The sequence below is a fragment of the Paraburkholderia sp. 35.1 genome, from assembly GCF_050436525.1.
Classification (GTDB): Bacteria; Pseudomonadota; Gammaproteobacteria; order Burkholderiales; family Burkholderiaceae; genus Paraburkholderia; species Paraburkholderia tuberum.
Genome location: NZ_JBNDMJ010000001.1, coordinates 1128866 through 1144222, shown reverse-complemented (window position 1 = coordinate 1144222; position 15357 = coordinate 1128866). Strand labels below are relative to the sequence as shown.

The 15357-nt window shown below is 61.2% G+C and carries 7 protein-coding genes and 3 pseudogenes; 4 read left to right on the top strand and 6 right to left on the bottom strand.

The window, feature by feature from the left end:
- Nucleotides 1-176: 176 nt before the first annotated feature.
- Complete coding sequence (locus OKW27_RS05490) at nucleotides 177-1088, bottom strand: hypothetical protein (RefSeq protein WP_090811179.1); 912 nt, start codon at nucleotides 1086-1088, stop codon at nucleotides 177-179.
- A 124-nt stretch (nucleotides 1089-1212) separates the two neighbouring features.
- A pseudogene (locus OKW27_RS05485) lies at nucleotides 1213-2329 on the bottom strand (DNA-binding protein).
- Here OKW27_RS05485 and OKW27_RS05480 point away from each other — a divergent pair.
- A pseudogene (locus OKW27_RS05480) lies at nucleotides 2298-2771 on the top strand (tyrosine-type recombinase/integrase); the annotation flags it as partial. The pseudogenes OKW27_RS05485 and OKW27_RS05480 sit on opposite strands and share 32 nt — an antisense overlap.
- Nucleotides 2772-2994: 223 nt before the next feature.
- On the opposite strand, the gene OKW27_RS05475 reads toward OKW27_RS05480, so the two are convergent.
- Nucleotides 2995-4992: a PhoX family protein gene (locus OKW27_RS05475; protein ID WP_429332781.1), complete on the bottom strand. Its 1998-nt coding sequence runs from the start codon at nucleotides 4990-4992 to the stop codon at nucleotides 2995-2997.
- A 238-nt stretch (nucleotides 4993-5230) separates the two neighbouring features.
- On the opposite strand from OKW27_RS05475, the gene OKW27_RS05470 reads away from it, so the two are divergent.
- Nucleotides 5231-5950 (top strand): IS6 family transposase, encoded by a 720-nt coding sequence (locus OKW27_RS05470; RefSeq protein WP_429332780.1) that lies wholly within the window; start codon nucleotides 5231-5233, stop codon nucleotides 5948-5950.
- Nucleotides 5951-6068: 118 nt separating this feature from the next.
- On the opposite strand, the pseudogene OKW27_RS05465 reads toward OKW27_RS05470, so the two are convergent.
- A pseudogene (locus OKW27_RS05465) lies at nucleotides 6069-11997 on the bottom strand (DUF3320 domain-containing protein).
- A gap of 63 nt (nucleotides 11998-12060) precedes the next feature.
- On the opposite strand from OKW27_RS05465, the gene OKW27_RS05460 reads away from it, so the two are divergent.
- Nucleotides 12061-12972, top strand: coding sequence for a hypothetical protein (locus OKW27_RS05460; RefSeq protein ID WP_429332779.1), 912 nt, complete (start codon nucleotides 12061-12063; stop codon nucleotides 12970-12972).
- Nucleotides 12973-12976: 4 nt separating this feature from the next.
- A complete protein-coding gene (locus tag OKW27_RS05455) occupies nucleotides 12977-13558 on the top strand; it encodes a hypothetical protein (RefSeq protein WP_429332778.1) in 582 nt (193 codons plus the stop codon).
- A 191-nt stretch (nucleotides 13559-13749) separates the two neighbouring features.
- Here the strand turns inward: OKW27_RS05455 and OKW27_RS05450 are convergent, their stop codons facing one another.
- Both OKW27_RS05450 and OKW27_RS05445 read right to left on the bottom strand, forming a co-directional pair.
- Nucleotides 13750-14322, bottom strand: a complete 573-nt coding sequence (locus OKW27_RS05450) for a pentapeptide repeat-containing protein (protein ID WP_429332777.1) — start codon at nucleotides 14320-14322, stop codon at nucleotides 13750-13752.
- A 17-nt stretch (nucleotides 14323-14339) separates the two neighbouring features.
- Complete coding sequence (locus OKW27_RS05445) at nucleotides 14340-15335, bottom strand: tetratricopeptide repeat protein (protein WP_429332776.1); 996 nt, start codon at nucleotides 15333-15335, stop codon at nucleotides 14340-14342.
- Between the last annotated feature and the right edge of the window lie 22 nt (nucleotides 15336-15357).

Below are 15357 nucleotides of genomic sequence, written 5' to 3'. Positions count from 1 at the left end.
CGGGGCTTGCGCCGGCGAGCGTCCGAATTGTCTCCGCAGTGCGGAGACAATTACGGATACCTGTTCGGCCGCGCGGCCGTCTCCTCGCCCGGGCGAACCGTCCGCCCCCGGGTCGCATCTCGCGAATGATTGCAGGACGACTGCCCGATGTGACCATTCGCGGCCTCGCTCACCGATCAACGGTGCTGCACTTTCCGTGTCGCCATGTAGGTGTCGAACAGGCCCGCATGCAGCCGGCTGAGCTCCTGGCGCAGCCCGATGAGTTCATGCTGGTCGCCTTCGTGCTCCCGGCGCCGGATCTCCCCGAGCAGGGCCGTCGCGCGCGATGCCGCCTGGTCACGCTGTACGCGCGCCTCACCTAACCTGCCGGCGAGCGCCGGCTTCACCAACAGCAGCCATGCCGGAAACCAGGAATAGTCGTCGACCTCGCCGGTGCCAGGGAATTCGGCATCGAAGCGCCGGCGCAGCGCGTCCAGCGAAGCATCACCCAAGGTGGGCAACAACGCCACGAACCTCGCCGGCGCCAGCCACGCCAACTGCGCGAGCAGCGGCCACGCCGCATCCAGGCCAGCCGCCCGGTAGCGTGCCTCGGTCATCCACGCAAGCGGTGCCGGGATGCGCGACCAGGACTCGATGGCTTCGACTGCTTCAATCGCAGCCGCCCCGTCGCCCGCCAGAAGCCACAGCGGCACGGCGTGACTGTCCGCGTCGGCGGTACGAAACGGTAGCGATTCAGCCCGCTGAGCAAGCGCTCGCCAGCACGGCGTGAGCCACGACTGAACATTCTGCGCGGGCAGCACCCGCCGGGCGGCAAGTACGACCTCGTCCTCGAGATGCCGGCGTGCGCTGGCCAGCGTCTCGTGATCAGAAAAGGGCGTGGGCGATCCGCGTTCCAGCTCACGAACCAGCACGCTCATCGCTGGGAGCGCGCCATCGTCCGGATATTCGCCGGCGAGCAGCTCCAGTGCCGTTCGCGCCGCCACCGCATCGCGCCGCTGCAGCGGCTCCAGCACGTCGTTACGCAACATGACATCACGGCTGTCGGCGAAAATGTCGAGCTGCTGAATGGTGGGCTGCTGCATGTTCATCCCGCTCAGAAGAGCTGATCGTGAAGAGCGGCCAGATTAGCCCACTTCACCGTGCTGCGGAAGGTGCTGCCGTCTTCGTGCACCGACTCGATGATCATGCGCACGGTCCGCTCGCCATAGCGCATCAGCGCGCCGATCGGCGGACAGACCGGGGCCTTCCGTCTCTTGCGCGGGCGGGTTCTATTTTCCATCCCTCTTTCCCCGCTTGCGGTGCACTACGGTCTTGCTGGCTGGCGCGGGCGTGACGCGCGGCGGGCGTGACGCGCGGCGCGCGTGAAGGGCGTGTCGCCACCGGGCGCGCCGGGGTGGAGGCGGACTTCGCGCGGGCTGGGCGGGCGTCGCGAGTATCCGCCTGCCGCAGTGCCGCCAGTTGTTGCTGCAGCGTGACGTTCGTGGCCAGCACGGCATCGAGCCGTCCCTGCAGCACGCCCGCCTGGTGACGCACGTCCCCGAGCTGCGCCTGCAGCGCCTCGACCGCCCGGTGATGGTCCGCCCCGCGACTGTCGGCCCGCTTCACCGCGGCATCGAGGTCCTTCTGCAGCTTCGCGGCCGCACCCCGCTCGCGGTCGATCTCCAGCAGCGCGCGCTTTTCCGACGCTCGCAGGCGCTCTTCGGCGCGTTCCGCGCTCTCGCGCAGCTTCTCGAGATCCCGCGAGAAACCTTCGCACCTTGTCCAGTTCACGGTCGCGCACGAGCGCCTCGGCCTTGAGCCGGACCACCTCGGCCTCGCACGCCTGCGGCGCCGCGTGGCCCTCGGCCTGCGCCTTTTCCAGTTCGCGAACCTCGACCTGCGCGGCAAGGAGCGCCGCCGTGCGCTGTTCGAGCGCGGTCTCGACGCGACCCAGTTCGTCGCGGGCAGCAACGACCGACCGTTGCGCCTCAACGCGTTGCGCCTCGACCTCGTCGCGCAGCGCGTCGAGCGCGGCTTCGGCAGAGGCGGTTGCGCGGGTCCAGAGCGCCGCGACCAGTTCGCCGGCAGCCGGCCCCAGATCGGCGGGCAGGTCGGGGTGTTCGATGCGCACCCGGCTCCTTTCGCGCAGTTCGGCCCAGAATTCACCGAGTACCTGGGTCGGCGTGCTCATGCTGCCGCGCTTGACCAACTGGTAAAGCCGGTTCGCGGTCGGCGTGATCCCGAAGCGGAAGAACAGGAGCGCGCAGACTTCGCGGTATAGCTCACGGGTCTTCGGGAATTCGCCTTTCAGGCGGTCGATTTCAGCCGAGAGGCGGGTTTCGTCGGGCAGGACGCACCTCGATGCGCTTGAACTGTCTGCCGACCTCGACGGCCGCGATGGCAGCAACCGGGCGCGCGGGCATTCACAGATCGCCGCCCACGACGACCTGAATGCGGTCCGCGCATGGCTCGCGCGGGTCGCCGACAAAAAGACCACCTTCGAGAATTACCGCAAGGAAGCCGAACGGCTGCTGCTATGGGCGATCGTGCAACTGGGCAAGCCGCTGTCGTCGCTCACGCACGAAGACCTGCAACTCTTCCGGCAATTCCTGAAAGACCCGTTGCCGCACGCGCGCTGGGTCGCCGACGGCGGGCGCAAATACCCGCGCCATGATCCGCGCTGGCGGCCGTTCTACAGGACGCTCCGGCCGAGTAGCCAGTACCAGGCGATGGTGATCATCAACGCGCTGTTCGCGTGGCTCGTCGAAGCCGGCTATCTGGCTGGCAACCCGCCCCGTAGTCGCTGACTATCACCACGCAGTTGCCTGAATGCAGGTCTATGTCACAGTTCGAAGAGTGTCTTGCGAACACACAACTTTGCCTCCCGGCTCCAATAAAAAACCCCCTCCAGAGAGGGGGCGATGAACCGCTCGCGAACCGTGCTTTTCGTATCGGATCAAAGCGCCATCAATTTCCCCACAATGAGACTTGCGAGGATCTCTGCGAGCCTTGCCGTCACACCAGCTTGATCGATGTCGGGTCTGCTGTCAGATAGCCGACCGACGCGCCGAAGCGATCCCTGTAATTCGCGCGCACAAGCGGATCGAGCGTGTCCCTGAGCGCCTGCGTATGCTGGCTGCCCCAGTCGCCGGCATGCTGGAAGTTGCTCATGATGTAGGTCCAGCCGTTGAGTTCGTCGACCGCATGCAGACCGGTCGATTCGGCGCCGGCGGGTGTCGACAGCAGACGCGTGAGCTGCTTCGTGTCGACGTTGTACGCCCAAAGGAAATTGTTCACGTGGTAGCCGCTGTCCTCGCCGATAAAGAGCGTGCGCAGCTTCTCCGAGAATTTCAGGTTGTCCGGATTGGCGACCAACTCCGGGTCGGCCTTGTTGCCGAGCGCGTCGGCGGCGATGTCCTTGCCGACCAGCAGCGCGCTGGTGTGCACCGGCACCCACTCGCTGTTGATCGCGGCACCCTGGTTATCCTTCTGGCCGCCCGCGAGCTTGTGCTGAAGCACGCCGCCGGCGTTGATCGCGGCGTCGACGGAAATGTTGCTCTCCGCGTTCCAGCCCTTCGCGTTGCCCTTCACCATCGAGTCGACGATGTTCTGCAAAGCGGAGTACGCGATCTTGTCCTTGATGTTGACCGTCGTCCCCTCCATCTTCGTGAAGCCCATGCTGCCGCCCGCCAGGTAAGCGTAGCGATGGGTTTCGAGGAAAGCCGCAACCTTCTCCTTGCCCGGCATGATCCTGACCCACTGCGCGGTGCCGCCGGCGAAGATCTTCCGGTAGTTAGCGTCGGCAGGATCGGTCCACTTGACGTCGATGACGTCCTGCGGCCGATTCGACTTCGCCATGGCCTCGACTTCCGCGCTCGTCGCGTGACCCAGTCTGATCCACGTCAGGTCCGCGCCCGCCGCGGCCGGATCGACCGAGAAGCCCGCGCCCACTTTCGCCACATACAACGTGCCGGCCGACAGGTCCTTCTCGTTGTCCGCCACGAACATGAAGAGGCCGCTGTTGGTCGCGTCGTCGCCCATCAGGACCGTGCGGTTGTCCGGCATCACCTGCACCAGTTCGTGCGAAATGCGCCCGAGGCAATAGTGCTTTCTGACCGAGCCGGTGCCATCCGCCTTGACCGTGATTTCCGGCAGATGACCATAGAGATACGGGTTGAAAGCGATGTTCGTGTTGCCGTACAGGTTATCGTTGAACGCCTTGTACTGCGCCAGATTGCTCGAGCTGGCCGTGAACGCATCCGGCTCGTATTCCTCGCTCGACAGATGCGTGTTCCACGGCGACAGGCTCGCGCCGCAGGTAATCCACAGTCCATTCGCGGGCGACGTGTCGACGTTGTGATACTTGACGAGCGTCAACTTGCCGGTGGCCGGATCCTGATCCAGCGTCAGCACCGCGATCGGCGACGGGAGGCGGCCATACATGTCACTGCCGGACTGCGAGCGCGTCGTGTATTCGAACTGGACCACGGCGAACACCGTGTTGCCCTTTACGCCGGCGACCTTCGCGCCATCGATCTTCAGCAGCGACGTACCGTCCGGCGAGTCCGAAAAGAACTGGCGCCGTTGCGCGGGCACCGAATCGTCGTCGATCGGCTGGTTGTTGATGTCGAAGTACCCGCCTGCCAGCACGGTGCCGCCGTTGCCGTCCGGGACCAGATCGCCGGTCATGAAGAACGGCTGGTACGCGAGTTTGTAAGCCTTTTGGGAGCCGTCGGAATACGAAACCGTCAGGCCTGAGCCGACCGTGGTGGTTGCCATCAGCGACGGATTGGCGAGCGACGGCGCCGGCATGCTGGTGAAAGACGCCGAAGTGAAGTTCGCGACTGGGGTGGCAGGCGTAGGAGGCGTGGTGGAATTGGCCGACGGAGTCGCCAGATCGCCGCCGCAAGCGGTCAGCATCGACGCCGTGGCGATGCCGCCTAGCGGCAGCATCGGCGCACCGGCAAGTAGTTTCAGGGCCTTGCGGCGGGAAATGTCGAACGGCTCTGCCATGTTGTCGTGATCCAGGGTTCGGGTAGCGTGGGTGAATACACAGCCGGCACGCAGTCAGCCCGAAACCACATGGTTCACGCTCGCGCGGCTATGACGCGAGGATTCTATGAAGTTAATATGAAAGTATATTGACAGGTTTTAGTAATTTTTGAATCAGCCTGGTCTGCCGGCCTGCCCGGTTGTGGTGCAATTCCGGTGCGTCGGTCTGTTACCTTGAGCTTTTGACGACCACGAGCCAATGAGCAAGCTGAAAGATCTCGAACGGTTGTTCAACGGGCGTCATTTCGACCGCGAAGTCATCGTCCTTTGCGTGCGTTGGTATCTGCGCTACAAGCTCAGTCTGCGTGATCTTGTCGAGATGATGGCTGAGCGCGGCCTGTCCCTCGCCCACACTACGATCCTGCGTTGGGTGAAGCGCTACACGCCGGAGTTCGTCAAACGCTGGAATCGGTTGGCTACGACAGCCGGTCAGTCGTGGCGAGTCGACGAGACCTACGTGAAGATTCGCGGCAAATGGGCCTATCTCTACCGCGCCGTTGACCGAGCGGGAAAGACGATCGATTTTCGCCTCAGCGCGAGGCGCGACGTGGCGGCAGCAAAGGCGTTCTTCGCGAAGGCAATCAGAACTCAGGGACGCGCTCCTGAGACGATTACGCTGGACGGCTACGCGGCGTCTCTTCGGGCGGTCCGCGAGATGAGGACCGACGAGTCGCTACCCAGGCGAACGAAATTGCGATCCTCGAAGTACCTGAATAACCTCATTGAGCAGGATCACTGCCACATCAAATCGCGGGTGAACGTGATGCTCGGGTTCAAGCGGTTCCACAGCGCCGCCGTTACCCTCTCCGGCATCGAACTGATGCATCGCATTCGCAAAGGCCAATTCGATCTCACCAGCATGCACCTCAAAGATACCACTTCGCCCTCGATTTGGATGCCGGTTCTTTCAGCTCGTTGAGGTCTCCGAAACATGGGCGATTTCTCGCCCGCCTACCCAGTTTGCACCACAGCCACCTTACGTATGTGGAGCCTCGTCTTGACGACTGCTGCTCCACGCCCCGCATACGATCCTTCGATTACGAAAGCTTCAAAACGGTGCCACTCATCGTCACGCTCCCACTTGATACAAGACGTGATATCGCAAGCCCAACCCTAGCTTCGGCATCTCCCGGCGTACGCGACATTCCAATCAGCCGACACACGGATTTGGCGACGTCAGAGGTTGGTGCACTGCCCGTTTCTTCAAGCACATGAAGCACACCGTTAGCCAACTCTTCCAGGCACACATCATCGACCTTCCGACGTGAAGTCTCCTCATCCGAGGCCTCACGAAAAACGCCCCACTCTGCCGGATTTACCTTAGCTGGCCAGTAAAACGTCGCGTTTCCGTCCGAGGTTCGACCTTGCTCGCGAGGCGTCAGCATCCGGAGACGATCAACAATTCGCGTACCCGTTCGCTCCAAACCCCACGCTCTTGCGACTCTGCGGTGAAGGACACTCTCGTGAATCGGTCCTTCAGCTTCGATTATCTCGATCAGTTGTTCCGTCAGCTTCCGGCCGTGGGTGAGGTCGTAAAAGTCTTCCGGCTTGCCTCCCGCTGGGATGATGACCGTGTACTTAGGTAGAGAGACGTCAATGTCCGATGCAAGAGTAGCCGAAGGAACGCTGTCGACGATTTCGGTCTCTACCGTCTCCGGGATTGACGCCGCTGCTGGAGCCTCCTCGTCGGCACCATCATCATCGAGAAGTAGCTTGTCCAAACGAGCGAGGAGCTTCTGAACCTCGACATCCGGATTTAACCACCAGTCGGTCGACCAGATTCTATGTATGCGCCATCCCAACCCTTCGAGCACTACTTGACGAAGGCGGTCTCGATCACGCGCAGTCGCACCCGAGTGGTAGGCGCGACCATCGCACTCTATCCCGATGAGATAACGGCCCGGTGCTCGGGGATCAACGACGCCAATGTCGATGCGATACCCAGAACAACCCACTTGAGGATGAACAACCCAGTTGTGGTCGCGGAGCACCTTGATGACCTGGCCCTCGAATGGACTGTCCGGCTCCATTCCAGTAGGCAATGATTGCTCCAGCAACGCCTTGGGGCCCTTCAGCGCAAACTCGAGATAGTGCTTCAGGTCGCGCACACCCGCAGCCCTCACGCGGGAAAGATCGATCTGCTCCGGTCGCAGGGTGCTGAAAATCACCACTCTTTCGCGAGCACGGGACACCGCCACGTTGAGTCGTCGCTGTCCACCCTCGCTGTTCAGTGGCCCAAAGTTCATGGTGAGTTTGCCGGCTGCGTCGGGACCGTAAGTAATCGAAAAAAGAATCACGTCGCGCTCATCGCCCTGAACGTTCTCAAGGTTCTTGATGAACAACGGCTCGCGCGACTGCGCAGAGATCGCCTTGTCGAGCGCGGCATTGGCTCGGCGACGCGCGTCAAGCAACGACTCAATGAGCGACTGCTGCGGCTGATTAAACGTGACAACGCCCAAAGTCAGATGTTGGTGCTTTGAATCCAGAAAGTGTTGCTCGATTCCACGCACAATCGCTTCGGCCTCTGCCCGGTTTGTCCGGCTACCACCTCTGTCGTAGACACCCGTGACGCGCTCAAGGCGCACCGCCACGTCGTCCGTCACCGGCGACGGAAAGGTGATGAGTTGCGAGTCGTAATAGGTAACGTTGCTGAAGGTAATCAGACTCTCATGCCGGCTGCGATAATGCCACTGCAGCCGCTGACGATTCATCCCCGCACCCAGACATTCGTCCAGAATGCTTTCGAGGTCTTCGATCTGAGCATCATCGCCGCCGTTGTCGTCTGAATCCGTCGACTTACTGAAGAAGCTCGTGGGTGGCAGCTGCTTCGTGTCTCCAACAACGGCCAGTTGCTTGCCACGCGCTATGGCGCCCACGGCGTCCCACACGGGAATCTGGGAAGCCTCATCGAAGACGACGGCATCAAACTGTGCGTGCCCAGCGTCGAGATACTGAGCCACTGATAGCGGCGACATCAACAGACACGGTTTCAGCTTGGGGAGCAGACTCGGAAGTCCGTGCATCAGTTGGCGCACCGGCGCGTGGCGTGTCTTCTTTTGCAGTTCCCTTCGCAACAGCCCGAGTTCACTATCGCTGCTGACCACCATGCCTTTTCCCGCCGGCACCTTGCCAGCAAGCGTCGCGGCAACATGTTGCGCCGTCAGATGCTGGAATCGCTCGTCGGACTGGCGGAACTCACGAATCTTCCGTTCGTGGTCAGCGCTGGAAAACGTGCGCAGCACCGAGTCTTTGTCGATGACCTTTTTCACCCACCAATTCTGGTAGCTGTACTCGAAGTGCTCCTCGACACAATCCAGTGGCACACGGCCATCTTCCAGCGAAGTTACGACGCCTTGCAACCCCAGATGCACGGCCTGCTCTCGAACCTGCCGCCACAGACACCATGACATAAACTGGCTCTTCGCCCGATGCCACGCCGCAGTAATACCGAGCATCCGCTCCAGAGCGCCGTCAGTGTCAGTCGGCCCCTGCAATGGTGCAGTCGGTTCTGCCAGTGCTTCCAGCGCCGACAGGCTGGCACGCACTTCACGCCACGCGTCGCGATAAGCAACCAGCGACTTGCTCATCGGACCTCCCGGCTGCAGCAAAGCACGGTTTTCGACCACCATATGCTGGAAACGGGTTCGCAGTTCAGCTGCCGCGACCGGATCTCCAGCAACCAAGGTGACAGCATCTGAGAAACGTTGCGCCCATTGCTCGCACCGCAATACCTGGTCCCAGTCCGTCTTCACGCCGTTGAACGTATCCTGCAGTACACGTTCCGCGTTGCCTTTCATCGCGAGAAGCTGCTCGTCCTCGGCATTGACGCCTGCAAGATGAGGCAACATTGCTCCAACAGCTTCGTCCGTCGGCCGCGCTCCGGTAATGCTGTAGCTCGCAAGCCGTGTGCGGATAGCGCGCTTCTTGATCGCTGATTTAGGCCACCAGGTGTTCGACGCTTGCGCCCACTCGTCTTTTAGAGATTTCGCGCTGACTTCTGAGATCCGCTCAGTCCAACTCGCCTCGAGATTGCTCCATGACTCGTTGCGCGCCTTCCCATGCCGGGCAAGCCGTTGCAGTTGTGCCCGGACTTCAGCGTCGTAAGCTTGTGCGGCAACGCCTTGAGGCACCTGTGGCGCTCCGAGCAGAACGTCTGCCAAACGGTCAACCTTTTCGTATCCCTCAAGGCTCAAACCGGAAACCGGAAGTCCCAGGCTGCGTTCCGCCTCGGCTGCACCGCCTTTGAATGCCTGGATCGCCTGCTCAAGCGAACGCGCAGTTGTCAAGAGTTCGTCCTGCCAGCTCGGACTCCAGTCGGTTCTGCCAATATGTTCAAGCGGATGGCCATGCAGCGCGACGAGCGCCCCGGAAAGGGTGGCCATCCGTCTCGATGTTTCTCGCAGGCTTTCGAGGGATTTGTGATCGTGAGCGGATACATCTGCCCAAGACATCAGGGAGGCTTCCTCGCCATCGTGCGCGATGCAAGTTCCGATTGCCTGATATACGGTGAGCCCGTTGGAGTGCGGGTGATGTAATGCATCGACGAGATCGTTCAGATCCTGCCGCAGTTGGGCCAGACGTCCTGCTTCCCGGCTCCAGTCTTCGCTCGTTCGCTGGCCGCTGAAATCCAGAGCCTTGCCGAGTTGCTGCAGGACTTCCGACTTCCGCGCTTTGGACGAATGCAGTTCAAGACAAAACGGCCCCAGACCGACCGACTCGAGTCGCCGATGCACAACCTCCAACGCGGCCATCTTCTCGGATACGAACAGGACCGTCTTACCTCTCGCTAACAAATGGGCAATCAGGTTTGTGATGGTTTGGCTTTTGCCCGTACCGGGCGGGCCCTCAAGAACCAGATCACGCCCGGAGTCGACTACGCAGATGGCCTTTAGCTGCGACGAGTCAGACAGCATTGGCGTGAACAGGTCCTGAGGCTTGTGCGATTCATCCAGCCTCTCGAAACGTTCGTCGCCCTCCTCCTTCTCAAATGCTTGCCCGGGGTTCTCTATGAGATGTCGGACTACTCGATTCGCCTTGAGTTGCTCTGTCCGATCCTGGAGATCCTTCCACATCAAATACTTGGTGAAAGAGAAAATACCCAGGTGCGCCTGCTCGACGACCTCCCACTTGGGGATCTCGCGCACCGCCAGACGGAACGCCTGGAGCACCTTCCCGACGTCGACGCCCTTCTCATCCATCGGCATAACGTCCAAACCTGGAATGCGCAATTCGAAGTTCGAACGCAACATCTGCAGCAGCGTTGGATTGATGATCGTCTCATCGTCATGACGGCTAAGCCGGAAACCGCTTCGCACCGACTGGCGCTGTAGCGCCACGGGAACCAGGATGATAGGCGCCTGAGGCACGCTCTCGGCGCTTTCCGCCTCCGTCCACCGCAACATGCCCAAGGCGAGATAGAGTGTGTTCGCGCCGCCTTCCTCCCAAACCAGTCCGCGCCGCACTAAAAATGCTCAGAAGGTTGCCATCCAACGCCTCCTGCGGCATCCGTGCGATCAACTCCTTGTTGTCCAGGGCGTTGAGTGCCATGTCGTCAAGGGGGTGGTGTCCGCTGCGACTCGCATGGACCTCGGCCATGCGCGGATCATTTCCCTCCATCAGGGTCGGCATTGGCCGCACGCGAAACTCGACGCCTTCGGCGATGGCGTCCTCGAGCTTGGCCAGGTCCGGCGCGACCAGCGCCAGTGTCGATTTAGTCGACTTGAAGTTGAGAAGCCGGTTACGAAGCGTCAGATCCAGCAACCGGGATTTCCACTTCGACAAGCGCCCTTCCGGCGTCTCGTCGCCACCTAGATCGAGAGACGTCAGAGACTCCGGGTCAAGCGGTGGGAGGACCGGCGTCGGTTCAATGGCCGCGGGCTTTTCCGCGTCTTCGGTCTCGGATCGCTTAATCCCTGCTACGCGGGACGGCAATGGCCTGATTTGCAGTTCTCGGGCCCGATGGATATCAACCGCATACCGGAACGTGCCTTCTTCGAGCAGATGGACCGCACCCTGTTCCAGGGCGATTCTCAACGAGGGGCGACGGCTCGAATGCTGTGCGACTGCCGTGGTCTCGAATACCAGAAACTCGCCGCTATCGACGCGTTTCCGTACCGCCTGAACATCGTCGGTGAGAGGATCGGCGAAACAGGCCTGATGAAGCCATACACCTACCCAGGCATGACCATCCTTGAGCAAGACAACGGGACGTAGACCAGCCTGCTCCAGACATGACGAGAAAAGCATCGCGAGGTCAAGGCAAGTGGCTACTCTTCCCTCGATAACACGGTCAGGGGTTCGGATTTTCTGACCATCCACCCCGAAAGAAGCTGGCGGCTCAGCGTATTGCAAATTCTCCGCGGCCAGCGTGCTGTAAATCGCGGAAATCTGCTTCCACACCACATCGCGGCTCTTCGACTGATATCCATTCATCGACAGGTCGCTGTGCTGCTCGCGAAGCAACTTGGACGCCTTGCCAATGAGGATGTCGATCGCCGGGTTGTTCGGCATTGAGAAGCACGCGAGCAACTCGGGCATGGCGCGCGTACCGGCCCATTGATCGTAGGCCAGAATCTCGACGGGGTGGTTTATCCGGGCCAGTTCTATATCGCCGGCCTGCGCGACCACAGTAACCGATGAGGTAATAGCCTCCTGGAGGTCGGCCAGATAACCGTGGTCGGCTGCCAGATCTAAAGGGGATATGCGCCTGCTTTCGTCCGGAGTGAGCTTTGCAAAGTGAAGCTTCACGCCTTGAGCGAAGCGAGGATTGCACCCGACCAGGACATCCACGGCCTCGAGAGGTTCGCTACCGCGGTTCGTTACGCGCAAGGCACGGACTACGGGCACGGAATTCTGGATCGACGCATAGCCCAGTGTAGGGTCGGCCTCGATCTCCAGAAGCAGCGGCGCAGGGGTTGTTTCCTCGGCGGTTACGGATTCCAGATCCGGTTCTTGTTGGACGTCCATCGTACCCCCTTATCAGCGTTCTTTTTAAATCGTTCTCAGGTTTTGCACGTAAGAATACGCCAGATGGCCGTCAATCGGGCAAGCCGAAATCGCATTATTGGCTGCATTGAATCGCGGGCTGTTTCAAGCAATCTGGCCCGGACACGCTTTTGCCACCCCTGTCTCGAGGGATCCGAGACGATCAGCGCGCTGGCCGCGCGGGACGGCGTGAGCCGCAAGTTCGTCTACGCGCAAACGCGCAAGGCCGGCGTCGCGCTGGCGGACGCGTTTGCGTCAGCGATACCGGAGGATGAAGTGCTGTTCGAGTTGCCGGTCAGCAAGAGGTGGCTGCGTCAGGTGATGGTCGCGCTGACGCTGATCTGCCGCAGCTCGTATCGCGGCGTGGTGGAGTTCATGCGCGACTTGCTGGGCGTGTCCACCAGTGTGGGCAACGTTCACGACGTGCAGCAATGGGCCGCGCAGCAAGCGGCCGCGCTCAACCGCGAGCAAGACCTGTCCGGCATTCGCGTGGGCTTGCACGACGAGATCTTCCAGGGCTCGCGGCCGGTGCTGGCCGGCGTCGATGCCGAGTCGACCTACTGCTACTTGCTGGCGGCCGAGGCCCATCGCGACGGCGACACCTGGGGCGTGCACCTGCTGGACGCGGCGCAGCAGGGACTGGCGCCCGACTACACGATTGCCGATGCCGGCCGGGGCCTGCGCGCCGGGCAGAAGGCCTCCTGGGGCGACACGCCGTGCCATGGCGATGTGTTCCACATCCAGCGCCAGTGCGAAGGACTGGCCAACACGCTGGGCAACCCTCGCCAGGGGCGCCCGGTCGCGGCGCGAGAAGCTGCAAGCCAGGCTCAACCAGCCGCGCTCGCGGGGGTGCGCCGGCGGCTTCGCTGCCCAGCTGAGGCGGGCACGTCGGACAGAAGCGCAGGCGCATCAGTTTGCCTGCGACATCCGCACGCTGACCCAGTGGCTCAGTCATGACATCGTGTCGCTGGCGGGTCCGCAACTCGCCACGCGGCAAGCGCTGTTCGACTTCATCGTCGAGGAATTGGGCGTGCGCGAAGCGCTGGATACGTGCCGCATCCGCCCGGTGCGCATCGCGCTGCAGAACCAACGCGATGACCTGCTCGCGTTCGCCGGCGTGCTCGATGAGAAGCTCGCCGCGATCGCGCAGCGCGCCAACGTCTCGGATGAGCTCGTGCGCGCCGCGTGTGTGCTGCATCGCAAGCCGCGCACCTCACCCGCGTACTGGCAGGGATGGGGCCGACTGGGCGGCCAGTTCCACGCCGTGTTCGCCGCGGTGTCCGAGGCCATGGCCCACACGCCGCGCAGCAGTGCGCTCGTCGAAAATCTGAACTCGCGCTTGCGCAACTATTTCACGCTGCGTCGCCATCTGGGCGCCCCTTACCTCGACCTACTGCGCTTCTTCCTGAATCATCGGCGCTTCGTGCGCAGCCGCCGGGCCGAGCGTCAAGGCAAAAGTCCGTGCGAGTTGATGACAGGGCGGGACCACCCGCACTGGCTCACGATGCTGGGACTCGGAGCGCTTCAACCGCGGCAAGCCTGAGCGCGGAAGGTCGATACCCAAGACCTCCAAATACACCGGGATACTAATCAACAATCAACACACCGCCCTCCACGAGCGGTGCGGCTCAGTTCGTCCGTGTTACCCAAAATCGGCGCTCTTCGAACCACGCCGTCTGCCGCTCGAGTCGCCCCGCCAGGCAGGTCTCGGTGCGCTCATTGCTCAGCCGAGCCTTATTCCAGCTTGCACCCATTGATCGACTTAGGCAGACACCGTTGCCCGTGGGTCCATCGGGCACCAGACAGATCAGATCCGCTCCAGCTTACATTCACAAACCGCGCGTCTTCGAAGTTGGAATTGCGTAGATTCGCGTTATCGAACGAGACGTTTGTCAGGTCGGCTCGAGAAAAGTCGACACCAGATAGATCCGCGCCACTGAAATCCACATTTTTGCTCACGCTTTCCCGCAACGATGCCGAGGCGAGGTCGGCACGGACTGCACCGACGTTTTCAAGAGTCGCATGGGACAGATCCTTCTTCTTCCAGCTCACCCCCTTCAATTCAGTATTCTGAAGGACGATGTGTGACGACGAAACCTGATCCGATGCAGATCCTTTAGTCACGCTGGACGGCCGAACACCACTGATATTCATTGTCGCCGTCGAACCCGGACCGATTTGCCTGTTAGTAATAATGACATTATGCAGTTCGAGTACCTGATTGGATTCGGTGAATGAATTTTCGGCCAGCGCAGCGCGGCCGAATAGCGCCACATAGACAAATAGCAAAGCGCGGCACATTGCCATTACGTGTCTTCCTAGATTCATTTTTCAACAACCTCTTCCGAGAGAATATCTGCGTGTAGCGGCTTGTCGGCGGAGATATTGGAGGACGAAGGAATGCTTGTCTGCGCAATCTGTCTCATCCAGGCAGGATCAAGCTGCTCGCCATTAGTTGCTGAGAAGATCAATCCAAGCATATTCTTCGCGCGGGAGTACTGTCGCTCTGCGGAGCGCCTGTACCAGACGAGCGCCGCCGAATAATTGATAGTGGTCCCCTTGCCGATGTGGTACATCGTCGCGAGTTCATACATCGCAACCCGATCGCCCTTCTCTGCTTCCTGACGTACATCGGTAAATTGCTCGCGGGCTGTTTTCGGTTCATTCCCGCCATTCAATCGCATCAGGTTGCGAGAGGCAGCAACCAGTCCCTTCACAGCGGCAGAGGCGTACCATCGCTTTGCTTCGGCCAGATCTTCCGGGACTCCGTCGCCCGACTCGTAGATTACTCCGAGTTCGTTCTCGGCGACCCGATTGCCTGCTGACGCCGCCGTACGAATCTCGCGTAGTCCTTTCTCCACATCTCCAGTTGCCCGCATAACGAGTCCCAAAACCAGTCGTCCGCCGGCATTGCCCTTCACAGCCACACCATTCGCGTAGGACTGAGCGGAGAAGAGGTCGCGTGCAACACCACGCCCGTACAGGTACAGCACAGCCATTGCAACATAGTTCCGAGCGTCACCGGAATTTAGACCTTGCTGCCAGATCGCTGCCGCGTATTGAAACTGGCGACCAGTGTCATCCGATTCCATTGCCGCCATGCCAGCACGATACGCCGTAAGGCCGTCGTCATAGGTCTTGTCGGCCAGATCGTCGTATGTGGTTGCGCCTTGCTCGGTCACGCCGCGCTTTGCAGAGAACGATGCATCGCTCTCACCGCGAATACGGAAGTCGGAAAACCTGTCAGACAGTCCCTGGACATCCGGCGCTATCGTGGATTGGTGAATGACCACGGTCGCGTGCGCGGAAGGCATACTCATCGATACGATCAGCGGAAGGAAG

Coding starts and splice junctions, on each gene's coding strand:
- OKW27_RS05490 (WP_090811179.1), bottom strand. CDS start 1,088: ATGAACATGCAGCAGCCCACCATTCAGCAGCTCGACATTTTCGCCGAC.
- OKW27_RS05475 (WP_429332781.1), bottom strand. CDS start 4,992: ATGGCAGAGCCGTTCGACATTTCCCGCCGCAAGGCCCTGAAACTACTT.
- OKW27_RS05470 (WP_429332780.1), top strand. CDS start 5,231: ATGAGCAAGCTGAAAGATCTCGAACGGTTGTTCAACGGGCGTCATTTC.
- OKW27_RS05460 (WP_429332779.1), top strand. CDS start 12,061: ATGGCCGTCAATCGGGCAAGCCGAAATCGCATTATTGGCTGCATTGAA.
- OKW27_RS05450 (WP_429332777.1), bottom strand. CDS start 14,322: ATGGCAATGTGCCGCGCTTTGCTATTTGTCTATGTGGCGCTATTCGGC.
- OKW27_RS05445 (WP_429332776.1), bottom strand. CDS start 15,335: ATGAGTATGCCTTCCGCGCACGCGACCGTGGTCATTCACCAATCCACG.